Origin of the sequence: Pseudoglutamicibacter albus, from assembly GCF_022346425.1 — a bacterium.
GTDB lineage: Bacteria > Actinomycetota > Actinomycetes > Actinomycetales > Micrococcaceae > Pseudoglutamicibacter > Pseudoglutamicibacter albus.
Genome location: NZ_JAKRCW010000004.1, coordinates 38,801 through 61,265 on the forward strand (window position 1 = coordinate 38,801; position 22,465 = coordinate 61,265).

At 60.1% G+C, this 22,465-nt stretch carries 21 protein-coding genes and 1 tRNA gene; 10 read left to right on the forward strand and 12 right to left on the reverse strand.

The window, feature by feature from the left end; translation table 11 throughout:
• Positions 1 to 11: 11 nt before the first annotated feature.
• From MHJ63_RS03675 to manA, 4 genes are all read left to right on the forward strand, one after another.
• A complete protein-coding gene (locus tag MHJ63_RS03675) occupies positions 12 to 1,169 on the forward strand; it encodes a 5-(carboxyamino)imidazole ribonucleotide synthase (RefSeq protein WP_239446196.1) in 1,158 nt (385 codons plus the stop codon).
• Positions 1,157 to 1,717, forward strand: a complete 561-nt coding sequence (purE, locus tag MHJ63_RS03680) for a 5-(carboxyamino)imidazole ribonucleotide mutase (RefSeq protein WP_370977498.1) — start codon at positions 1,157 to 1,159, stop codon at positions 1,715 to 1,717. Before MHJ63_RS03675 ends, purE begins: the two co-directional genes overlap by 13 nt.
• A 35-nt stretch (positions 1,718 to 1,752) precedes the next feature.
• Positions 1,753 to 3,486, forward strand: coding sequence for an LCP family protein (locus MHJ63_RS03685; protein ID WP_239446199.1), 1,734 nt, complete (start codon positions 1,753 to 1,755; stop codon positions 3,484 to 3,486).
• Between the two features lie 64 nt (positions 3,487 to 3,550).
• The gene (gene manA, locus MHJ63_RS03690; RefSeq protein ID WP_070489989.1) at positions 3,551 to 4,801 is read left to right on the forward strand and encodes a mannose-6-phosphate isomerase, class I; all 1,251 of its coding nucleotides are present in this window, start codon (positions 3,551 to 3,553) and stop codon (positions 4,799 to 4,801) included.
• Positions 4,802 to 4,938: 137 nt separating this feature from the next.
• Here the strand turns inward: manA and glpX are convergent, their stop codons facing one another.
• On the reverse strand, positions 4,939 to 5,883 hold the full coding sequence (glpX, locus tag MHJ63_RS03695; protein WP_083285511.1) for a class II fructose-bisphosphatase: 945 nt from the start codon (positions 5,881 to 5,883) through the stop codon (positions 4,939 to 4,941).
• A 230-nt stretch (positions 5,884 to 6,113) separates the two neighbouring features.
• On the opposite strand from glpX, the gene MHJ63_RS03700 reads away from it, so the two are divergent.
• Positions 6,114 to 8,324 carry a BCCT family transporter gene (locus MHJ63_RS03700; protein ID WP_070489991.1) on the forward strand — a complete coding sequence of 737 codons (2,211 nt, stop codon included), beginning with the start codon at positions 6,114 to 6,116 and terminating at the stop codon, positions 8,322 to 8,324.
• A gap of 112 nt (positions 8,325 to 8,436) precedes the next feature.
• Here the strand turns inward: MHJ63_RS03700 and MHJ63_RS03705 are convergent, their stop codons facing one another.
• On the reverse strand, positions 8,437 to 9,993 hold the full coding sequence (locus tag MHJ63_RS03705; RefSeq protein ID WP_070490139.1) for a solute symporter family protein: 1,557 nt from the start codon (positions 9,991 to 9,993) through the stop codon (positions 8,437 to 8,439).
• 29 nt (positions 9,994 to 10,022) lie between these two features.
• On the reverse strand, positions 10,023 to 10,409 hold the full coding sequence (locus tag MHJ63_RS03710; protein WP_070489993.1) for a DUF485 domain-containing protein: 387 nt from the start codon (positions 10,407 to 10,409) through the stop codon (positions 10,023 to 10,025).
• A 124-nt stretch (positions 10,410 to 10,533) separates the two neighbouring features.
• On the opposite strand from MHJ63_RS03710, the gene MHJ63_RS03715 reads away from it, so the two are divergent.
• The 3 genes from MHJ63_RS03715 to MHJ63_RS03725 all read left to right on the forward strand — a co-directional run bounded on the left by MHJ63_RS03715 (position 10,534) and on the right by MHJ63_RS03725 (position 13,419).
• Positions 10,534 to 11,217, forward strand: a complete 684-nt coding sequence (locus tag MHJ63_RS03715) for a DUF4245 domain-containing protein (RefSeq protein ID WP_083289314.1) — start codon at positions 10,534 to 10,536, stop codon at positions 11,215 to 11,217.
• Between the two features lie 149 nt (positions 11,218 to 11,366).
• Positions 11,367 to 11,987 carry a carbonic anhydrase gene (locus tag MHJ63_RS03720; RefSeq protein ID WP_035754944.1) on the forward strand — a complete coding sequence of 207 codons (621 nt, stop codon included), beginning with the start codon at positions 11,367 to 11,369 and terminating at the stop codon, positions 11,985 to 11,987.
• 10 nt (positions 11,988 to 11,997) lie between these two features.
• Positions 11,998 to 13,419: a class II fumarate hydratase gene (locus MHJ63_RS03725; protein ID WP_035754942.1), complete on the forward strand. Its 1,422-nt coding sequence runs from the start codon at positions 11,998 to 12,000 to the stop codon at positions 13,417 to 13,419.
• Positions 13,420 to 13,609: 190 nt separating this feature from the next.
• Here MHJ63_RS03725 and MHJ63_RS03730 read toward each other — a convergent pair whose 3' ends face one another.
• The 4 genes from MHJ63_RS03730 to mca all read right to left on the reverse strand — a co-directional run bounded on the left by MHJ63_RS03730 (position 13,610) and on the right by mca (position 16,364).
• Positions 13,610 to 14,125: a prepilin peptidase gene (locus tag MHJ63_RS03730; RefSeq protein WP_052048287.1), complete on the reverse strand. Its 516-nt coding sequence runs from the start codon at positions 14,123 to 14,125 to the stop codon at positions 13,610 to 13,612.
• Positions 14,126 to 14,257: 132 nt separating this feature from the next.
• On the reverse strand, positions 14,258 to 15,037 hold the full coding sequence (locus tag MHJ63_RS03735) for an isoprenyl transferase (RefSeq protein WP_070489997.1): 780 nt from the start codon (positions 15,035 to 15,037) through the stop codon (positions 14,258 to 14,260).
• The gene (locus MHJ63_RS03740; protein WP_070489999.1) at positions 15,034 to 15,336 is read right to left on the reverse strand and encodes a tripartite tricarboxylate transporter TctB family protein; all 303 of its coding nucleotides are present in this window, start codon (positions 15,334 to 15,336) and stop codon (positions 15,034 to 15,036) included. The genes MHJ63_RS03735 and MHJ63_RS03740 overlap by 4 nt, the downstream gene beginning before the upstream one ends.
• Before the next feature lie 59 nt (positions 15,337 to 15,395).
• A complete protein-coding gene (mca, locus tag MHJ63_RS03745; protein WP_070490001.1) occupies positions 15,396 to 16,364 on the reverse strand; it encodes a mycothiol conjugate amidase Mca in 969 nt (322 codons plus the stop codon).
• Positions 16,365 to 16,431: 67 nt separating this feature from the next.
• Between mca and MHJ63_RS03750 the strand changes: the two genes are divergently transcribed.
• Together MHJ63_RS03750 and greA are read left to right on the forward strand one after the other, a co-directional pair.
• Positions 16,432 to 16,890: a DUF4307 domain-containing protein gene (locus MHJ63_RS03750; RefSeq protein ID WP_070490003.1), complete on the forward strand. Its 459-nt coding sequence runs from the start codon at positions 16,432 to 16,434 to the stop codon at positions 16,888 to 16,890.
• A gap of 199 nt (positions 16,891 to 17,089) precedes the next feature.
• Positions 17,090 to 17,578, forward strand: a complete 489-nt coding sequence (gene greA / locus MHJ63_RS03755) for a transcription elongation factor GreA (protein ID WP_035754933.1) — start codon at positions 17,090 to 17,092, stop codon at positions 17,576 to 17,578.
• A gap of 124 nt (positions 17,579 to 17,702) precedes the next feature.
• Here greA and ilvA read toward each other — a convergent pair whose 3' ends face one another.
• From ilvA to MHJ63_RS03780, 5 genes are all read right to left on the reverse strand, one after another.
• Positions 17,703 to 18,962 (reverse strand): threonine ammonia-lyase, encoded by a 1,260-nt coding sequence (ilvA, locus tag MHJ63_RS03760; RefSeq protein ID WP_035755019.1) that lies wholly within the window; start codon positions 18,960 to 18,962, stop codon positions 17,703 to 17,705.
• Between the two features lie 155 nt (positions 18,963 to 19,117).
• Positions 19,118 to 20,323 carry an AI-2E family transporter gene (locus MHJ63_RS03765; RefSeq protein ID WP_239446200.1) on the reverse strand — a complete coding sequence of 402 codons (1,206 nt, stop codon included), beginning with the start codon at positions 20,321 to 20,323 and terminating at the stop codon, positions 19,118 to 19,120.
• 240 nt (positions 20,324 to 20,563) lie between these two features.
• Positions 20,564 to 21,568, reverse strand: a complete 1,005-nt coding sequence (locus MHJ63_RS03770; protein WP_239446201.1) for a Bax inhibitor-1/YccA family protein — start codon at positions 21,566 to 21,568, stop codon at positions 20,564 to 20,566.
• 120 nt (positions 21,569 to 21,688) lie between these two features.
• A complete protein-coding gene (locus tag MHJ63_RS10025; protein WP_239446202.1) occupies positions 21,689 to 22,339 on the reverse strand; it encodes a peptidyl-tRNA hydrolase in 651 nt (216 codons plus the stop codon).
• Between the two features lies 1 nt (position 22,340).
• Positions 22,341 to 22,413, reverse strand: a tRNA-Leu gene (locus MHJ63_RS03780).
• Between the last annotated feature and the right edge of the window lie 52 nt (positions 22,414 to 22,465).

Here is a 22,465-nt window from a genome sequence, read left to right on the forward strand (position 1 = left end):
GACTAGAAAAGATGAAAACTTTGCGCATTGGTGTGATTGGCGGGGGCCAGCTGGCCCGGATGATGGCCCCGGCGGCTATTGATTTAGGGATCGAGCTTTCCATTCTGTGTGAGTCGGAAGAGACCGCGAGTGCACGGGCGGTGGCTCACGCGCCGGTGGGTGACTATAAGGATCGACAGACGGTCCTGGATTTCGCCTCCACTGTGGATGTTGTCACGTTTGATCACGAGCATGTTCCGGCTGAGATTCTGCATGAGCTGGTTGAGAAGGGTGTGCGGGTTCACCCTGGCCCGGATGCGTTGATTCACGCCCAAGACAAGATTGTGATGCGTGAGGCCGTTGAGCGTTTGGGGTTGCCGAACCCTAAGTGGTGCTCAGCAAGTTCCGCTGATGAGGTTCGGGCTTTCGGTGAGAAGATCGGCTGGCCGATCATCGTGAAGACCCCGCGTGGCGGCTATGACGGCAAGGGCGTTGAGAAGCTGGATTCCGCGGCTGATGTTGCCCGGGTCAGCGAATGGTGTGAGCGCGGCGCGGTGTTGTGTGAGGAATTGGTGGATTTCTCGCGTGAATTGTCTGCTTTGGTTGCTCGCCGCCCCTCGGGTGAGACTGCCGCGTGGCCTGTCGCCCACACGATTCAGGTTGCTGGGGTGTGCGATGAGGTGATCGCCCCGGCGCAGGACCTCCCCGTTCAGACCGCCCAAGCCGCGCAACAGACCGCGTTGAAGATTGCACCCGAGCTGGGTGTTACAGGTGTTTTGGCCGTCGAGTTGTTTGAGACTCCAGGCCGTGGCCCCGGATTTCTGATCAATGAGCTTGCGATGCGGCCGCACAACACCGGGCATTGGACCCAGAATGGCGCGGTGACGAGCCAGTTTGAGCAGCATCTGCGTGCGGTCGCTGACCTGCCGTTGGGATCTGCTGAACCGTTGGCACCTGTTGCCGTGATGAAGAACTTCTTGGGTGGGGCCAATGAGGATCTCGCCGCTACCTTGCCGCACGCGTTGGCGACCGATCCCCAGGTTAAAGTGCATGTTTACGGCAAGTCGGTGCGTCCAGGCCGTAAGATCGGCCATGTTAACCGTGTCGGTTTCGAGGGCGAGAACCTGGACGATGTGCGCCAGAAGGCGCGTGTTGCCGCGGACATCATGAGTAAAGGATGCGATGCATGAGCTCGGGTATGAGTGGTGAGAAGAAGCAGCCTCGCGTTGCGATTGTGATGGGTTCGGATTCGGACTGGCCAACCATGTCAGCTGCGGCCGATGTATTGGACGAGTTGGGCATCGAGTATTTCGTTGATGTTGTTTCGGCTCACCGGATGCCGCATCAGATGATCCAGTTCGGCACGGATGCCGCATCGAAGGGTTTTGAGGTCATCATCGCCGGCGCGGGTGGTGCGGCTCATTTGCCGGGCATGCTCGCCTCTGTCACGACTCTGCCGGTGATCGGTGTTCCGGTGAGCTTGAAGAACCTTGAAGGCTTGGACTCTTTGCTCTCGATCGTTCAGATGCCAGGTGGTGTCCCTGTTGCGACGATGGCGGTAGACGGCGCCAAGAACGCCGGCTTGTATGCGGCCCGGATCTTAGGTTGCGGCGCAGGCGAGGAAGCCTCCCGCATATCTGCGGCTCTGGCAGACTATGCCGAGCAGATGCGTGCCGGCGCTGAAGCTAAGGGCCGTGCCTTGTCACAGAAGCGCGCAGCTGAGTCGTCAGCCCGGTAGGCCGTTTCAGGCGGCAGTTCTCCATAGGTTTGAACGTGAACGATTCCTCGCAACATTTCAAAGCAGAATCCGCGTCTTTCAAGGCTCGGTCTGCATCTTTCCAGACTCAGCCTGCATCTTTGAAGACCTCCCCCGTTCCTGATCCGGAGCAGTTGAACGCGCCGGGCCGTTCTAAGCGTGCCTGGATTTTGTGGTTGTTGACGCTTCTGGTGCCAGGCGGCGCGCAGCTTGTGACCGGATATAAGTCTTTGGGGCGTAAGGCTCTCACGGTCACGGTGAGCGTGTGGGTTGCGTTGCTCATCTTGGTTGCGTGGGCGCTGATCAACCGTGGATCACTGCTCGATGTGTTCAGCAGGCCGTGGGTTTTGGTGCTCGTGGGCATCGTGTTGGCTGTGCTCGCTGTGGGCTGGTTGTTGCTTTTCGTTCACACTTACCGGATCACGAAGCCGACGATGTTGGCGCCGGGTATGCGCGGCATCGTCACTGTGTTCACGGCGCTGGCTGTGGTGATCACCTCTGGCGGGCTGGGTTATGGCTCGTATCTTGCGTTCAAGAGCAAGTCCACGCTGGGCACTATTTTCGCTTCCGGCCCGGCGGTTGATCCGGTTGATGGCCGCTATAACATCTTGGTTCTTGGTGGGGATGCGGGTAAGTCGCGTGTGGGTTTGCGTCCGGATTCGGCTCAGGTGTGGTCGATTGATGCGAAGTCTGGCCGTGCTGTTGTGATTTCGATTCCGCGTAATTTGCAGAACGCGCCTTTCCCTGAGGGTTCGCCGATGCGCAAGGTGTATCCGAACGGCTTCAACTGTGGGGATGAATGCATTTTCAATGCGATCTATCCGACCGTGGAGCAAGAGCATGCGGATAAGTACCCGGATACTAAAGACCCGGGTGCGGTTGCGACGATGGAGGCGGCGAGCGCCGTCACCGGATTGCAGATCGACATGTATGTCACGGTCGATATGGGTGGTTTTGAGCACCTGATCGATGCGTTGGGTGGGGTCAAGATCGTCTCTGGCGGTTGGGTTCCTTATAACGGGAAGCGGGACCCGAATACGGGTTTGCGCACCAAGTGGTTCAGCCCGGGTGAGCATCACTTCACGGGTAAACAGGCGTTGTGGTTTGCGCGTTCGCGTGATTTCGCAACGGATTATCACCGTATTCGCCGGCAGCAGTGTTTGCAGCAGGCGATGATCAAGCAGTTCACTCCGCAGAATGTTTTGGTGAACTTCACCCAGATCATGGATTCGGGTGAGGAGATTGTTCGCACGAATATTCCGCAGTCCCAGTTGGGTTCGTTTATTGGGTTAGCAGAGAAGACGCGTCAGCATTCATTCTTAAGGCTCACGTTGGGTGCCCCAGATTTCGGTAAACCGGGTGACTTGTTCTCGACTTACCCTGATTATGATCTGATTCATCAGCGTGTAGGCCAGTTGGTTGCCAAAGCTACCGACGATGGTGCGAAGGCTGAAGACGATAAGCCGCGCGATTCTCAACCTCAGGGATCCAAACCGCAGGATTCCGGCCAGCAGGATACGCAGCAGTCTTCGCACCAGGGTCAGGCTTCTGGCAAATCTAAACCGCAAGTTACTCAGAGTTCACCTGAGCCTTCCTCTGAGGCCTCATTGGGGGCGGAAGATCAGGTCATCACCACACAGCGTGATGGTTCGCCGATTACGGAGAAGTACCTGCAGGAACTTGAGTATGTTGGCGACACCGGCCGGATTGAGCAGATTGCTCAAAACAACGATTCGTGCAAGGTCGGCTAGGCTGACCTGCCCCATCCGGGTCCATAGGCCTGGATGTTTATGAGAGTCAGGAGACGTGATAGCCGTGGAGAAATTGGATAATTCCATCCGCGACTATGACTGGGGTTCATCTTCCGCGATTACCGAGCTTTTAGGGCGAACGCCCACAGGAGGCCCAGAGGCCGAACTGTGGATCGGTTCGCACCCGGGCGCGCCAAGCCGTTTGCGCACTAACGGCCGTTCCTTGGCGGATGTTTTGAAGGAAAACCCTGAGGCGATGCTCGGCTCTGAGGTGCTCGCTTCCCAGCCAGCAGATTGTGTGAGCCTTCCGTTCTTGATGAAGGTACTGTCTGCGGATGCCCCGTTGTCTTTGCAGGTGCACCCTGATGCGTTCCAGGCACAAGCCGGGTTTGAGCTTGAGGAAAGACAAGGCGTGCCGATCGAGGCTCCCCATCGGATGTATAAAGATCCGCGGCCTAAGCCAGAGATGATCCTCGCGTTGACTCCGTTCAAGGCTTTGACGGGCTTCCGTTCCGCAGAGGCGAGCATCCCGGCGTGGGAGCTGTTGCGGGATAACTCTTCGCGGGAAAGCACGCGCATGCTCGCGCAGACCGTCATCGAGCATCTGGAGAACCGGGACTATAAGGCCGCGTTGTCCTATGTGCTCAACGGCATCGAGGACATCGCTGAGATCGTTACTGACGCCGTGCGGATCGTAGAGGACATAGCTACCCGCGATGCCGATGCTCTGCAAGAGGTCGATGCGCTGCTTCCGTTGCTTCCGTGGATTGAGAGCAAATACCCGCAGGACGCCGGCGTTCTAGTGTCGCTGTTGCTGAACTACGTCGAGCTTGAGCCGGGTGAAGCCGTGGCTTTGCAGGCCGGCAACATTCACGCCTACCTCCACGGGACAGCGATTGAGGTCATGGGCAACTCGGATAACGTGCTGCGGTGCGGGATGACGACCAAATACATCAACGTGGACGAGCTGCTTTCGATCACCCGCTTCGCCTCGCTCGAGCCTACGTGGGTGCGGCCAACCCAGGAAAAGCCGGGCGTTGAGCTGTATTCGACCGATTTCGATGAGTTCGAGCTCATCCGCATCAACGGCACCTCAACCGGGGCGGTGTCTTTGCGTGGCCCAGCCTGCATCATCGCGCTCGCAGGCAACGTCACGGTGAGCGGTTCAGACGGAAGCCAGGTTCAGCTCACCCGCGGCGAATCCGCATTCATCCCTGCCGCCGCCGGTGAACTCTCCATCGAATCTGACGAGCAAGCCCACGCGTATATGTGCGCGACCCCGCGTGCACGCCAGAAACCGGCTGCCGCGGCATAGGTCTCAAGAATCCGGCGCAGAAAACCTAGCCCAGAGAACCTGGTTAACGCTGAAGGGGCGTGGATGAATCTTCACCCACGCCCCTCCAGCGCTAGTGCTCTACGGTTTGATCACGCTCCAGGCTACGCGCCGTTGCTTTAGCGGGTGAATCCGTCCCACTTATCGGCGCGGTGCTCTGCAGTGACTTCGCGGATAGTGCCGGACTTAGCGCGCAACACGAGCGACTGGGTCACGATGCGGTCGCCACGGTAGCGGACCCCGCGCAGCAGGTCGCCGTCGGTGATGCCGGTTGCCACGAAGTAGCAGTTATCGGTCGTGACCAGGTCTTCGGTGGATAGGACCTGGTTGACGTCCAAACCAGCCTTCTCGGCCGCCTCGCGTTCGGCATCATCGGTTGGGTGCAGGCGGCCCTGGATCACGCCGCCTAGCGCACGGATAGCGCACGCGGTCACAATGCCCTCTGGGGTTCCGCCGATACCCACGAGCATGTCAACACCGGAATCAGGGCGCGCCGCTGCGATCGCCCCGGCAACGTCACCGTCTAGGATCAGCTTGGTGCGCGCACCCGCCTCGCGGATCTCTTTGATCATCTCTTCGTGGCGCGGACGGTCTAGAACGGTTACCGTTACCTGGGACGGCTTTTTGCCCTTAGCTTTGGCTACACGGCGGATGTTCTCACCGATCGGCAAGCGAAGATCGACCGAATCCGCTGCCTCCGGCCCGGTCACGAGCTTGTCCATATAGAACACCGCCGACGGGTCATACATCGTGCCGCGCTCAGCGACCGCCATAACGGACAACGCGTTATTCAAACCCTGCGCAGTCAGGCGGGTTCCGTCGATCGGGTCAACCGCAACATCAGCCTCAGGGCCGTTACCGGAACCCACGTGCTCGCCGTTATACAGCATCGGGGCTTCATCTTTCTCGCCCTCACCGATCACCACAACACCGTTGAAATCAACGGTCGTGAGCATCGCGCGCATCGCATCGACAGCCGCGCCGTCAGCCGCGTTCTTATCCCCGTGGCCAACCCACGGTGCGGAGGCGATCGCGGCAACCTCGGTCACACGGACCAGCTCCATCGCCAAATTCCGGTCTGGAGCCGCCTCTGAAACAGACAGCTTAGGGGACAGTTGGGTGTAGTCCTGCTCTTGCGTCACGGAGTCCTCATTCAGTGTTCTCGCTTGCAGTTATCACGGCCTCGGGCCTCACGTTCATCATATGCCCACCCCGTAAACAGTCAGTCCCCCAACTAGCAAGAAAACCCAATCTTTATATGATGAGGGCTACACCTTGACCCTGAGGAGAGAAGATGTCATCCAATGATGAACTGGATTCTCAACCGGAAGAACCGGTTGAGAACAGTCAACAAAAGAGGCGTCGCCCAAGCAAGGGCGCAGGCAAACCGGAACATCCCGGGCACCCTCTAACAGCGGAGAACCGCGAGAGGCGGACCCCTAAACCGACCGCCGGGCAAACGCTGAAGACGGTCGGGCGTAAAGCCGGCGAGTTCCTCGGCGGACTCAACCGCTACCCACACAACATCCACCCGGCACTCGTTCCCGGCGTGGATGTTGACCACCAGAAAATCCGCTACGGCGTAGATAAGCCGATGCTCATCACGGTCGGTCTTGCCGTGATCGGTTTTGTGGTCTGGGGTGTTCTCCAGCCTGATCAGGTGCTGTCCTCAACCACAGCCGCGCTCACCTGGATCATGACTAACCTCGGGTGGATCTTCAACTCGCTGGCGATCGTGCTCGTGATCTACCTTCTGGTGCTCGCTTTCACCAAGTATGGGCGCATCCCGCTGGGGTTGGAGGGCGATAAGCCTGAATACTCGACGGTTTCGTGGGCGGCGATGCTCTTCGGCGCCGGCATCGGTATCGGTGTGATCTTCTTCGGCCCATACGAGCCGATGACCTACTACCTCTCCCCTCGCCCCGGCGCATACGATCCAGCCACAGTGGATGCGGTCAAAAAAGCGATGGCGCAGTCAGCGCTTCACTGGGGCATCAACGCGTGGGCCATCTACGGCATCGTGGGTTTGGCTGTCGCCTATGTTTCCTACCGCCGCGGCCGCGTACCGCTCATGAGCTCGATCCTCACGCCACTGTGGGGTGGAACCTCAAGCTCGGTGCGTGCCCGCGTCATCGACGGCCTGGCGATCATCGCAACCCTGTTCGGTACCGCGGCCTCGCTCGGTATCGGTGCGCTCCAGATCGGCCGAGGCTTCGAACTCGTGACCGGCTGGAGCCCGGGCGCTAATAGGCTCGCGCTCATCATCATCGTGTTGCTGACCATCGGAACCATCTGGTCGGCAGTATCGGGTGTGAGCAAGGGTATTAAGCGGCTCTCCAACATCAACCTCGTGTTGGCGCTTGCCCTGGCACTGTTCTTCTTTGTGGTTGGCCCTACCGTCTTTTTGGTCAACGTGATCCCTGGCGTTGTGGCGACCTACTTCGCTGAACTGCCTACGATGCTCGCGGCCACGACCGCTGATTCCCCGGAGATGAACGCGTTCCTCTCCGCATGGACCACGTTCTATTGGGCCTGGTGGGTTTCCTGGGCGCCATTCGTGGGTGTCTTTGTCGCGAAGATCTCCAAGGGCCGCACGGTCCGCCAGTTCGTGGTCGGCGTCCTGGCGATCCCGTCCTCGATCATCATCCTCGCGTTCACGATCCTCGGCGGCACCGCGATCTATCTGCAGCGCAGCACAGGTGATATCGCTGCCGGCGACGACATCAATAAACTGCCCGCCCCTGAAGACATCTTCTTCGTGGTGCTTGAGCACCTCCCGGGAGCGCAGTTTGTGGCCCCGATCGTGATTGTGATGCTCGCGGTCTTCTTCATCACGACCTCGGACTCCGCTTCGATCGTGAACTCCCAGCTGTCCCAGCGCGGCAACCCGCACCCTAAGCGCTGGATTACCGCGTTCTGGGCTATCTTGATGGCAGGCATCGCCGCGGTGATCCTGTTGATGGCCGGTAAGACCGCGTTGCAAGGCTTGCAGAACCTCATTACGATCACCGCGCTACCGTTCGCGGTGGTGCTCGCGTTGATGGCGATCGCGCTCTATAAAGAGATGCGGACCGACCCGCTGGTGATCCGCCAGAAGTTCGAAGACGTGGCGCTGTCCAACGCCGTCAAATACGGTATCGAAGAGCACGGCGATAACTTTGAGCTGCGCGTCGTCGAATCCGATAACGAATACGCGGCCGGCCGCAACTTCGATTCGACCTCGGATGAGTTCACCGACTGGTATGCCCGTACCGACGCCGACGGCAACCCGATCGGCTTCGACTACGACTCCGGGCTGTACCTCGATGATGACGGCAAGCCGCTGCCCGCTGAGCAACAGCCTTCCCTGGTCGATCCTGAGACGGGCGACATAGTCATCACGCAAGAAGCCCTCGCCGAAGGCATCGACGTTCCAGAAGGCGCAATCGTCGAAGAAGAACCTGATAAGGCCGCTGACGAGGAATCCGCTGGCAACGGCGACAAGCCTAAACCGCAAGGCCAGTAACGGCTCAGCGCTTCCGTTTAAGGGCTGTGGCCCCAGCATCAGTGATGCTGGGGCCACAGCCCTTTTCGCGAGGTTTCGCGTTCCGTCACTTGACGCCCGAGTAGCGACTGGCCTAGTGCTCCGAGGCCTTTTCCGCGCCAGCACCAGTGAAGGCGCGGACCTCCATGATCGCGTGTTTCGCATCGTGATCTTCGGAAGGCTTGGTGAGGAACGTGCCGAGGATGCCGAGCAAGAACCCGACCGGGATCGAGACGATACCCGGGTTGGATAGCGGGAAGAACGCGAAGTCCAGGTTCGGGAACATCGAGGTCGGCTTACCCGAAACCGCCGGCGAGAACGTGATCAAGATCAGGGTCGTGAACAAGCCACCGAGCATCGACCACAAAGCCCCGCCCGTGTTGAAACGCTTCCAGAACAACGAATACAGGATCACCGGGAGGTTCGCCGAGGCCGCGATAGCGAAAGCCAACGCAACCAAGAACGCGACATTCTGGCCCAGCGCAACGATGCCGCCGATAATCGAGAGCACACCGATCGCCACAACCGTCAAGCGAGCGACCTTGACCTCCTGGCCAGGGGTGATCTCGCCCTTCTTGATGACCGAGGTGTAAATGTCGTGCGAGAACGAGGTTGCCGCGGTGATCGCAAGACCAGCCACAACCGCGAGGATCGTTGCGAACGCGATCGCCGAAACCACGGCCATGAGTACCGGCCCACCGATCTCCAAAGCCAACAGCGGGGCTGCCGCGTTCTCGCCACCCGGGGTGGTCTTCGCCGTCAGGATGTCCGGACCGACCAGTGCCGCCGCGCCGTAGCCCAGGATCAGGGTCATGACGTAGAAAGCACCAATAATCCAGATGGCCCACACAACCGAACGCCGCGCTTCCCTACCCGTCGGCACGGTGTAGAAACGCATCAAAACGTGCGGCAGACCTGCGGTACCCAAGACCAGGCCCAAGCCCAGCGAGATGAAGTCCAGCGGGTTCGCATACTTCAAACCAGGCATCAAAACGGCCTCGCCCTTCGGCGACTTATCAACCGCCGCCTGCAACAGGTCCGAGAAGTTGCCACCGAACTTCGCCATCACAACGATCGAGAGGATCGCCACGCCAAGAACCAACAAGACAGCCTTGATGATCTGCACCCAGGTTGTGCCCTTCATGCCGCCCACGATCACGTAGACGATCATCAAGACACCCACGATGATCACAACACTCGCGGTAGCCGCCTTGCCCTCGATACCGAGCAGCAACGCAACCAAGCCACCAGCGCCAGCCATCTGGGCGATGAGGTAGAAGAAACACACGGCCAGGGTTGTCAGCGATGCCGCCATCCTGACAGGACGCTGACGCAAGCGGAAACTCAGCACGTCTGCCATCGTGAACTTACCCGTGTTCCGCAGCAGCTCCGCAACCAGCAACAGAGCCACGAGCCACGCGACGAGGAAGCCGATCGAATACAGGAAGCCGTCATAGCCGGCTACCGCGATCGCACCCACAATGCCCAGGAATGACGCCGCCGAAAGGTAGTCACCCGCAATGGCCACACCGTTCTGTGGGCCGGAGAAAGACCTCGAACCGGTATAGAACTCATCAGCTGAGGAACCTTTACGTGAAACACGGAAAACAATGTAGAGGGTCACCGCAACAAACAGACCGAAAACGATCATGTTGATGACCGGGTTAATCTGATCGATGATCACGCCGCACCATCCTTATTCGACTCTGAAGCGGCGCGTTCCTCATCGGCCAAAAGCGCGCCCGATTCCATGCGTTCACCAAGCGTTGTGGCCAACGGGTCATATTTCTTATCCGCCCACCGGCGGTACAGGGTTGTGATGATGAACGTCGTGGCCACCTGCGCCAAACCAAACAGCAAGGCGACGTTGATGAGTCCGAAAACCTTGATCCCAAAGAAGCCCGGGGCGTAGCTAGCAAGCACGATGTAGATGACGTACCAGACCAGGAAGATCACTGACATGGGTGCGATGAACCGCATGAAGGAACGTTTCAGGTTCTGAAACTCCTGGGAGTCACGAACCGCGATACTCCGTTCCGCGAGATCATCGTAGGATTTCTGCTCCATGAGCGGTCCTTACCTCGAGGAGAAAGTAGATGACAAACAAAATGTGACTTGCATCACGTTTCGTTGATTGGAATCTACCCATTCTTCACACGAAATTCCATAACCAGTTCGTGTAGTGCCCAATATGGGGGACAATGGAGCCGTGCTTGAGAAATCTGACGACGCAAAACACAACGCTGAGCCTCCAGCAACTGAGACCCCCAGCGCTGAGCGTTCGCCCCTCCCCGGAGAGCCGGGTTTCAAGGCGCCGCTGACTGAGAAGCAGGCCAAACGCGCCAACCAGACCATCAAGGGCATGATCATCTCCACCGCCCTGACGATCCTCGTGGTGATCCCCGTCATCCTTCTCAACCCGGCGAACAGGCAGCACGAATACAACGACCGCGTCAACGTCGAAGAAATCGCGAAACAAACCAAGGAAACCCTCGATTTCGATGCGATCGCACCAGATCTACCAGAGGGCTGGTACGTCAACTACGCCCGCTGGAACCCAGGCACCGCTGACGGTGTAGCGTTCTGGGACCTCGGCGTCGTGATCCGCGATGAGGCCTTCGCCGCCGTCAAGCAAACGGATAAAGCCAACGACTCCTGGGTCACCCTGGCAACCGACGGCTCCGTCCCGACCGGCAAGAAGCACAACGTCGACGGCACCGAGTGGACCGAACGTGCAACCGGCGGCAAGGGAGACAACGCCAGAACCAGCTGGGTCGCAAAGATCAACGGCTTCACCTACGTCATCACCATGAAAAACGACGTGGCCGAACACCTGCCTGAGGTCGCCCAGAACATTCAGAAGTCAGCGCCCTAAACAGGCCCGTAACCGCGGCAGGCCCGTAACCGCTGCGCCATAGCCGCACCCTTCGTCGATTCCGCCCACTTACCGCCCTATCATGGGCTTGAATCGCCCTTCACCACAACCGCTCTTCATCATGAGGGGCCTGTCACCACGAGGACACCATGCCAGCAACCAACCCAACTCTCACCCCGGACCAAGCCCTTGAGACCCTGCTTCAGGGTGCCGAGCGCGCCGCTTTAGACCGCCCGCTTCGCCCTAATTCGGATAAATCCCGCCGCGAACTTCTGCGTAAAGAGCAACACCCGATCGCCGCGGTCGTAGGGTGCTCGGATTCCCGGGTGCCCATGGAGTACGCCTTCGATGTGGGCTACGGCGACCTGTTCGCGATCCGTACCGCTGGCCACGCTTTGGGCGAGACCGTGATCGGTTCGATCGAGTTCGCGGTCGAGGTGCTCAAGGTCCCGTTGGTTTTGGTGCTCGGCCACACCTCCTGTGGCGCGGTCGAAGCCGCGAAGGCAACGCTGGATTCAGGGGACACTCCCCCAGGTAGCATCGCCTCGCTCGTTGAGCGCATCCTCCCGTCCGTGGTTCAGGCCCGCGAGGACGCGAACACTCCGGGCCTGAGCGGCGCTGTTGAAATCCACACCCGGCGCACCGTCAAAATTCTGCGTGAGCTTTCCCAGGTGCTCTACCGTGCCGAAAAGTCCGGCAAGGTGAAGATTGTGGGTGCCGTGTACTCGCTCGATACGGGCACGGTCAAGCTCGTCGACTCTGAGCGGTAAGATTTGAGATATGGCTGAAACACCTAAATTCCGCACTGAACATGACACGATGGGCGAGGTCCTCGTACCGATTGATGCTCTGTACCGAGCACAGACCCAGCGTGCAGTTGAGAACTTCCCGATCTCCGGTAAAACCCTTGAGCCGCAGCATATCCACGCTCTCGCACAGGTTAAGCGCGCGGCAGCTCTGGCGAACCTCGAGCTCGGCGTGATTTCGCAGGAGATCGCTGACGCGATCCTCCACGCAGCTGACGAGATCATCGCCGGTAAGCACGATGACCAGTTCCCGATCGACGTGTTCCAGACCGGCTCCGGAACGTCTTCGAACATGAACACCAACGAGGTCATCGCTGAGTTGGCTACCCGCGAGCTGAAGGCCAACGGCTCCGAGACCCAGGTCCACCCAAACGACCACGTCAACGCTTCCCAGTCCTCCAACGATGTGTTCCCAACTTCTGTTCACGTCGCTGTCACTGGCGCGCTCATCAACGACCTCATCCCGGCGTTGAAGTACCTCTCCGAGGCGCTTGAGAAGAAACGTGTTGAGTGGAAGGACGTCGTCAAGTCCGGCCGCACCCACCTCATGGACGCAACCCCGGTCACGATGGGTCAGGTCTTCGGTGGCTACGCAGCACAGGTCGCCTACGGCATCGAACGCATCGAGTCTTCCCTGCCACGCGTAGCTGAGGTCCCACAGGGCGGTACCGCGGTTGGCACGGGCATCAACACCCCAGAGGGCTTCCCCGAGAAGGTCATTGCTAACCTCGCGGAAAACACCGGGCTTCCAATCACCGAGGCCCGCAACCACTTCGAGGCACAAGCTAACCGAGACGGCCTCGTCGAGGCCTCGGGTCAGTTGCGCAACATCGCCTACTCGCTGTTGAAGATCAACAACGATCTGCGCTGGATGGGTTCCGGCCCGAACACCGGCCTGGGCGAGCTGCACATCCCAGACCTTCAGCCAGGCTCCTCCATCATGCCGGGCAAGGTCAACCCCGTGATTTGCGAGGCCTCTTCCATGGTGTGCGCGCAGGTCATCGGTAACGACACGACCATCTCGCTGTCCTCGACCAACGGTGCGTTCGAGCTCAACGTCGGCATCCCAGTCATGGCTGCCAACCTGCTCGAATCGATCCGCCTGCTCACCAACACCGCCCGCGTGATGGTAGACAAGATGATCAACGACCTCACCGTCAACAAGGAGCGTGCACGCTTCCTGGCTGAGGCCTCCCCATCCGTGGTGACCCCGTTGAACAAGTACATCGGCTACGAAAACGCCGCGAAGATCGCCAAGAAGGCCGTTGCTGAAGGCATGACGGTGCGCGAAGCGACCGTTGCGCTCGGTTTCGTTGGCGAAGGCGAGGGCAAGGTATCCGAGGCTGACCTCGACAAGGCACTCGACGTCACCACGATGACCGGCCGCTTCAACTAAGCGCCCTCGAGTTTCGACTCGACACATTTCAAGTGCCACAACCGGATACGGTTGCGGCACTTGAACTCGACAGCCCCGCGGGCGCTCACCACAACGGTGGGTGCCCGCGGGGCTGTTTTACGCGGCCTGTTAGGAATGCCCCTGTTAGGAACGTCCCTTTTAGAAAGGGACCGCGCTGAGATGGCCGCCGCTAGAGCGCGAGCGCGAGCCCTGTTCCGCACAGCATGGCTGGGCCAAACGCGATGAAGGCGCGCGGGTTGCGGGTCGCGATCATCACGATGAGCGCGTGCACGCCTGCGATCAGGCACATCAACACCCCCGCCAACACAACGTGGCCCCAGCTGACTACCGCACACATCGCACACAACACGGGCGCGAGTTTCACATCCCCTAAGCCAAGCCCTTGAGCAGTCATCCAGCGAAGCGCGATGAACACCACTGCCCCGCACACGGCGGCCAGGATCCACCGGAGCCCCAGGAACGTTCCCGCCCCGATCGAGGCGAACGTGGCGAGCGTGAGGAAGAAAGCGCACGCTGCACTCAGGCGGGCTACCCACACATTCGGGAGCCGATGCGTGCGGGCATCGATGACCGCCAGAACTACCCCGAAGCCTAAGAACGCAAGGCATGCGCACATCAGCGCGGCGGCCACGATGAGGCCCCATACCGAACCTGAGCCGGCGTAGGAAAGAATCAGGGTGCGCATGCTCTCAAGGCTATGCGCACCCTGCAAAGACTCGCTACGGACTGCCCGGTATTGTGGACAGATTCAGCCCGCATCACAGTTGTGGACAGGCTAACGCGCGGATTGCTCCCCGGGGTCCGTGCGGAGCGCGGTTCAGCAGCCGAAGCGGCGTTGCCGCCGCTGGAAGTCACGCAACGCCCTCAGGAAGTCCACGCGCCGGAAATCCGGCCACAAAGCTTCGCAAAAATAGAACTCGGAATAGGCCGACTGCCACATCAAGAAACCGGAGAGGCGCTGTTCACCTGATGTCCGGATCACCAGGTCCGGGTCAGGCTGGCCCGAGGTGTAGAGATGCTTGGCGATCATATCGGCATCGAGTGCCTTCGCGACCTCGCCGGCGCTCATACCGCGGGTATCGGCGTCTTCAAGTAAAGCGCGCACCGCATCGACAATCTCGCGGCGGCCACCGTAGCCCACCGCAACATTCACGTGCAGGCCCCCACGGCCAGCGGTGCTGTCACGCAGCGCACACAACTTCTCGGCAAGCTCGGCAGGCAACACATCCAGCGCCCCGACCGGATGCACGCGCATCGACCCTTCAGACCCCACCCGGCTCAAGGTCTCGTCGATAATCCGTAGCAGTGCGGCAACCTCAGCCGAGTCGCGGTTGAGGTTATCGGTAGAGAGCATGTAGAGAGTCACGGTACGGATGCCGATCTCACGGCACCATTCAAGGAAGTCAAGGATCTTATCCGCGCCCGCTTGGTGCCCCGAGGCCGTCGGCGCACCCGCGAGCTTAGCCCAGCGCCTATTCCCATCGACCATCACGCCGATGTGCCTGGGAAGTTTCGCAGGCTCCAGCTCGCGCGCTAGCCGCCGCTCATACAGGCCATAGAGGAAACGCGGCGGCCACGAGATCTTCAGTAGCCTCATGCTTGCGGGCTTCGCCCCGGCTCGGCGTTCTCACCGTATTTTTCGGCAAGACGGCGGCGTGCTTCACGTTCAACTTCATCAGTTTGGCCTTGCTCAACAAGCTCAGCCTGAGCGGTCTCAACCGGCGGCTGGTAATCGAGGCGGCGGATGCGGCGGGCCATAGACACGATCAGGAGGATAACGGCGATCGCCAAGCATGCGATAGCCACAAACCCCGGGAAGCCGGGCCCAACAGCGCGGTACTCATCCGAGTCAGTGCCCAGATTCGCTGGGACGTAGGCCAGTACTGAGAAAAGCATGCTCACCTTCCATACGCAACGCATCCGAGGATCCGGCGTCCCCCGTGCATTGATCTATTTTACCGCCGCTCGTTGGCAAGCTCTGGCTTGAAGGCTTCCGGCACCGGACGCAACGTACCGATGCGCTCACCTTCGCCATCGTGAAGGCCAGCGAACAGGTCGAACTCCGGTAGTTCGGTGTGCACGCGAGTGGCCGCGAGCACGTAGTCGTCCCACGGGTACACCTCTTCCACGAGCTCCGGAGGGACCGCGAAGAAGAAGCCGCCCGGTTCAACCTGGGAACGGTGGGCCAGGAGGGCCTCATCACGTAAGTGCACCAAGCCACTGATGGGCACGTGCGTTGTCACACGGTGCCGGGCAGCGGGGTTGGTGCTGTCGCGTTGGCGTCTTTCCAAGAATTCAATGCGCTCACCGAACGGAGAGACACCGTCGCGTTGACGCATCGCCTCGTCCAGGGCTTTGAAGCGCTCAAGTGAGAACGCGCGGTCGTAGTACATCTTGGAGATGGTCCACGGCTCACCGAGGCCCTGATATTCGTCTTCGCGGTGGGAGGCACGGAACGCTTCGACGGAGATCTGGTGGGTACGAATGTGGTCCGGGTGTGGGTATCCGCCGTTTTCGTCATACGTGATGAGCACGTGCGGTTTGAACGTACGCACCAGATGCACCAGCGGCGCGGCAGCATCATAGAGCGGAACCGAGGCGAAGCAGCTCTCTGGAAGCGGCGGCAGCGGGTCCCCCTCCGGCAGGCCCGAATCCTCGAAGCCCAGCCAAACATGCTTGATGTTGAGCGCCTTCGCGGAAACCTTCATCTCCTCGCGGCGCAAACCAGTGAGGTCGCGGTGCGCGCGCGGCATGCTTTGGACCTCCTCTACCAGGATGTCTCCGCGCTCACCGCCAGTACAGGTCACGACAAGCACTTCCGCCCCGGCCTGCGCGTACGCGGCGGCCATCGATGCGCCCTTGCTGGCTTCGTCATCGGGGTGGGCGTGCACGGAAAGTACACGCAAGCCAGACGAATCAGGCACACTACGCGGCGAATGTCCCATGGTGGTGCGATTCCCCCTTCGATGCCCCAGATAGAATGGGGGCATCATGTCCTCAGGTGATCTCAAAATCGGTGGCGAGGATACTCGCCAATCTCCAAGCCTAGCGAACCGCTATGGTTCTGCGCGTCGTAGTTTGTCAACGCGCGGCTGGTGGATTGTTGCGGTGGTCGGGATTCTGCTTCTTTCCGGCTACCTGCTTTTTGTGACGCTTCGGTTCCAAAGCAGTTTCGATGCCAAGGACATCTCGTATCAGCTGATCAGTGACCGCAACGTTGAGGTCACGGTTGCGGTGACCATGGATCCTGGGGCCGATGTGACGTGCGGCTTGCGTGCGTTGAGCCAGGATTATTCGGTGGTCGGCTACAGGGAAGTCCGTTTCCAAGCGGATGAAAGTTCCGAGCGTTCCGGCAATCGCTACATCGTGCAGAAAACCGTTCCGATGCGCACCACGTTCACGCCTGTAACGGCCGGCCACGAAGCATGCTGGCGCACAGGAACCCAGTAGCGCGGCCACAAATTTTCCATAGATTTAGCCTGTTGTGGCTCCCATTGTTCGCTTTTGCGCGTTAGACTCGTGCGATAACGAGTGTGCCCGCTGGGATTAGCTTGACGCTGCTTCAGTCCGGTCAAGGTAACCAGTGGGTATTTTCTTTTGCAATTAACCACCGCGCTGTTGGGGCGCGGTTCAACGAAATGGAGTGTTCATGACGTCTCAGCATGAAGAAGTGTGGCTGACACAGAAGGCCTACGATCGTCTGAGCGCTGAATTGGAGCACCTCTCCGGCCCGTACCGGGCTGAGATCCTTGAGCGTATCGAAGCTGCTCGTGACGAGGGCGACCTGAAGGAGAACGGCGGCTACCACGCGGCGCGTGAAGAGCAGTCGAAGAACGAGGGCCGCATCGTGTACTTGAAGCAGCTGCTTGAGAACGCCCAGGTGGGTGAAACCCCTCAAGACGACGGCGTGGTCGAGCCAGGCATGGTGGTTGTCGCCAACATCGCGGGTATGGAGACCCGCTTCCTGTTCGGTAACCGCGAGCTCGCTGACGGCACCGATCTTGACGTGTATTCGGATCATTCCGCACTCGGGCAAGCGATCGACGGCCGCAAGGTCGGCGAGAAACTGAGCTACACCGCCCCGAACGGCAAGGAGATCCCGGTCGAAATCGTAGAGGCTCACCCGTTCGAAGGCTAAACACCGTTTAAGTTCAACGAGCTTGATGCGTGAGGGGCGGTTCAGATCTCTGAACCGCCCCTCACGCTGTCCCATCACGTATCGGCTGCCCCTGGTGGCAGCCCGCTTGGCTGCTGTGGGCCTACTACTGCATGACTTGTGGGTCGTAGCCGTGCTCGCGTAGCGCATCGAGCACTTCGTTGGAGTGTTCGTGGCCGTTGGTTTCCATGTCGATGGTGATCGCGACGTCGCCCATCGACAGCGCCCCGCCGATGCGGGTGTGGTCCACGCGGGTCACGTTGGCGCCGCATTCGGCGATGATGCGGGATATGGTTGCGAGCTCACCCGCGCGGTCCTGAAGCATCATCTTGATGGTGAGGTAACGGCCAGCGGCAGCCAGACCGCGCTGGATCACTTTCAGCATGAGGAGCGGGTCGATGTTGCCTCCGGAGAGGACCGCGACCGTCTTGGAAGGCTCAATTCCGGAATCGACAAGCGTGTGCTCCAGCAGGGCCGCAACCCCCACGGCACCGGCCGGTTCAACCACGAGCTTGGATCGCTCCAGCAAGAACACGAGCGCGCGAGCCAGCGCGTCCTCAGAGACCGTCACGACATCGTCAACGAGCTCACGAATGATCTCAAACGGCATCTGGCCGGGGCGGCCCACCGCGATGCCATCGGCGATCGTACGGACCTTCGTGAGCGGAACCAACGCGTCCGCGGCTAGCGACGGCGGATAGGCCGCCGCATCCTCAGCTTGGACACCGATGACCTTGATATCCCGACCCAGTTCAGCTGCCCGACCCTTGATCGCGGTCGCGACCCCGGCGAGCAAGCCGCCGCCGCCGACTCCCATGATCACGGTCTCGACCTCTGGATACTGCTCCAGGATCTCCAAACCGATGGTCCCCTGCCCCGCGATGATGTCCGGGTGGTCGAACGGGTGCACAAACACCGCGCCGCTTTCCTTCGCGTACTCTTCGGCTGCGGCGAGCGCTTCATCGACAGTGTCGCCGTGCAATACGACCTCGGCGCCGTGATCGCGGGTCGCGGTGAGCTTAGGTAGTGCCACGCCCAACGGCATGTAGATCCGTGCTTTGATCCCGAGCCGGGATGCGGCCTGGGCTACACCTTGGGCGTGGTTACCGGCCGATGCGGCCACAACGCCGCGGGCACGTTCGGATTCCGTGAGGTTCTTCATGCGCACATAGGCGCCGCGGACCTTGAAGGACCCGGAACGCTGCAGGTTCTCGGCTTTGAGCCACACGGGTGCCTTCGTGTGAAGTTCCAACGCACGCGAGTGATGCAGGCCAGTTTTCTCAACCACGCCATCGAGCACCTCAGCCGCACGGCGAATATCAGCAAGCGTCACCGGAAGATTACGTGTGGGGTCTTCGCGAGGAATCGTCGGTGCCGCTTCGGTGGGAGTGGGTTCTGTAGGAGTGGACGATTCGTCTTGACGTGCCTGCTCTGTCACTACTCTGTTTCTCGTCACTACTTTAGTTTCTCCTGGTTGCTGAGGTTTCCAGCGGTCACTGCGCTTTGAGTTTTGCCGCGCAGCTATGGTTTTTGTTGCTCGTCACCGTCCCGCTCGGCTGCGGTATCAGCTGGGCGCGGGGTGAGACGGGGCTCTTGTTCATCATATGTATCTGTTGGCTCGTGGCTCGCTTTTACGTCACTCTGCCTGGAATTATTACGGTGGTGGGCAACCGCGGGGTCTCGCTCCCATTCCTTCGCGGCGAGATACTTGCCGACGCTATTGATGATGGCCACCAGAGGAACCGAGAACAGCGCTCCAGCGATGCCCCACAGGAACGTGCCGCACGCAACCACCAACACCACAGCGAGCGGGTGAAGGCTCACTGCGCGGCCCATGATCAGCGGCTGCAACACATGGGATTCAACCTGTTGCACCAGCAGCACGACACCGAGCATGATCAGCGCGACGACCCAGCCTTGGGCTACAAGCGCGATCAGCACGGCGACAGCGCCGGTCAGGAACGCACCGACGATCGGGATGAACGCACCCAGGAACACCAGCACACCCAGCTGTGGTGCCAACGGAACGTTGAGGATGTAGGCGCCCAGCCCGATGCCGAAACCGTCGATCAACGCGACCACAACCTGGACGCGGATATAAGAAATCAGTGACGCCCAGCCACAGCGGCCAGCCCCATCAGCGGCAGCACGGGTGTGGCGAGGGAAAAGACCGACAACCCACTTCCAGATCTTCGGACCATCCAGCAGGAAGAAGATCAGCGCGAAGATCGTCAATAGGAGGCCCGTGAGGAAATGGGTCACGGTGGTGCCCACTGATGCGGCCTGCTTGAGTACATCCTGCGAATTCGCTTGCAGGCGCTGCAGCATCTCCTGGGCCCAGTCCGTGATTTGTGTATCCGTGATCTTGAGTGGGCCCGTCGCCAACCAAGTGCGGATCGAGTTGATGCCGTCGATCGCCTCGGCCCACAACCTTTCAGCGCCTTGCGCCATGGTCGCGACCACGAGCCACACAACTCCAGTGAGCAGGCCCGCGAAGATCAGTAGCGCTCCGAAGGTCGCCAGCCCGTTTGGAAACCGCAGTTTCACAAGCAGCTTCTTCAAAGGGCTCAACAGGCCGGCCAGTAGTGCGGCGATCATCACCGGGATCAGAACCACCGCTACACGGCTGAGGCCCCACAGAATCATGACCGTCACCACAATAATGACGCCGATGCGCCACGCATACCCCGCGGTGACCTTGAGCGGTTGCGGGATATCGCTAGGCACCGCTACATCTGGCTGTTCAGGCTCTCGCTCTGGCTGTTCCTGCTCCGCTTTAAGTTCCGCGCGGCGCTGCTCTATAGAGTTGCGGACGCTACGGAGCTTTTCTGAAAACCTCGCCCCCGCCTTGCGGAGACGGTTCGGTGATGATCTGGGCATAAAAACACGGTATGCCAAAACAAATGTTTTGGCATACCGTGGCTTGAGGTTTATGCGCTGAGCGTGCCCAGCTGTGGTGTCCTGCGTTTAGCGGTCCACCATTTCGCGGATGATCATCAGCAGACGCAGGACCTCGATGTAGATCCACACGAGCGTGACCGTCAGACCGAACGCCGCGGTCCATGCAACGTGCTTCGGTGCGCCCTGCTCGATCGCGCCCTGAATGAACTCGAAGTCCATGACCAAGAAGTAGGTAGCGAGCAGCACCGCGAACAGGCCGATCAGCATACCGAACACGCCGGTACGCATCGAGGTGCCAGCGAAAACAACAACACCGAGGTTGACCAGGGAGAACGCGAGGTAAGCCATCGCCGCAACCATCACGATGCGGGTCATGCGTGGCGAGGTGCGGTACTTACCCGAGCGGTACAGGCCCAAGGTGACAGCGAACACGAGGATCGTGCCGAGAACGGCCTGCAGAGCGATACCTGGGTAAGCGACTTCAGCGATCGCGGAGATCGCACCCAACACGAAACCTTCAAGGACCGCGTAAATAACAGACAAGGCCGGCGAGGTGACGCGCTTGAACTGGTTGATCATCGCGATCACGAAAGCACCGATCGCCGCGATAACCACCATAGGGATGATTGCGCCACCGAGTGCGCCTACGCCCGCCCCGCTCATAGCGCCACGGACGGTACCCATCACGATGAACCAAGCAACCGCGCCGGAAGCAACGATCAGGCCGAGCAAGATGGTCATCTTGTTGAGCACATCGCCCATGACCATGCGCTCGCCCTGGCCACCGTGACCATGCTGGACGCTCAGATCGCCAGCAGCGTAGTCAGGCTGCTGATAGCCCTGCTGTGGCTGGTAACCCATTGGCGGTTGCGGCGGCTGGTTACCCTGCGGGGCCTGATAACCCTGCGGTGGCTGCGGAGGCTGCTGGCCCGGCTGTGCCGAAGGCGCACCATACATACGGTCAAGATCTGCAGCTGACGGCGCGTGGATCGCTTCGGCGCCTTCACCGTTGCGCATCTTCTCGCGGAAGTTTCCTTCTTTGAAAACCGGGTTGCTACTGCGGAAAGCCATTAATTTTCTACCTCTTTTTTCTTAGGGCGGCGCGAACACGCACAGATCACCTGGCGACGTTTCACGCGTCCAAGGAACTGTGAACCATCTTACAGGGTCGCCTGCCCTGTATGCATTCGCTCACCAGGCGACCGCGGTCACCGAACCCGGTGTGATCTCGGTGTGCCCGGCATCACGGATCACCACTGTCGCGTTCGTTGCCGTGGTGCGCCAACCATCGCGATCAAGCGGGATGAGCGTGGACGGGAAGCCGTGTTCAATCCAGTCTTCAAGCTCGTCATGGCTCAACCGCATCGCCCATGTCAGCCCTGCGTGGGCGGACTGAGCGGCCGCTTTACCCGTGGACATCCCCAATACGGTATCGATACCGATGTGCAGAATTTTCGGCGAATTCATCTCACCGTAAACGGTTGGCTCGCCGGCGTGTTCGAATTCGGTCCCAGAAACCTGCAGCTGCTTCATGCGGCCGGTCAGCGGATATTCAGTAGGGGCCAGCGCCGCCGCTTGAGCAGTCCCGACGCTCACCATGACCGCTCCGGCGTTCTCAAGCGCACGGAAGTCTTTCGGTTTGCCCCGTCGCACGCTTTTGCCTTGACCGCCGCCCCGGCCGTCGGGCCCGTGAAGCCACGGGCCCCACATCGGGTCATCCGGGAAAGCAAGCCACGCTGTGATGGAAGCGAGCGCCGCGGCAAGACACGTATCTTCGTGGGTCGCTAAAGCCTCCGGGTCTTTCAAGACCGCGATCGGCTGAATCAGTTCAACAGCTGGCACGTGCCCCCACTGGGACTCGAACCCAGACTGAAAGGATTTTAAGTCCTCTGCCTCTGCCATTGGGCTATGGGGGCTTGCGTGCTCAGCGCCATGCTAGACGCTGAGCACGCGCGAGGCTTATGCCTC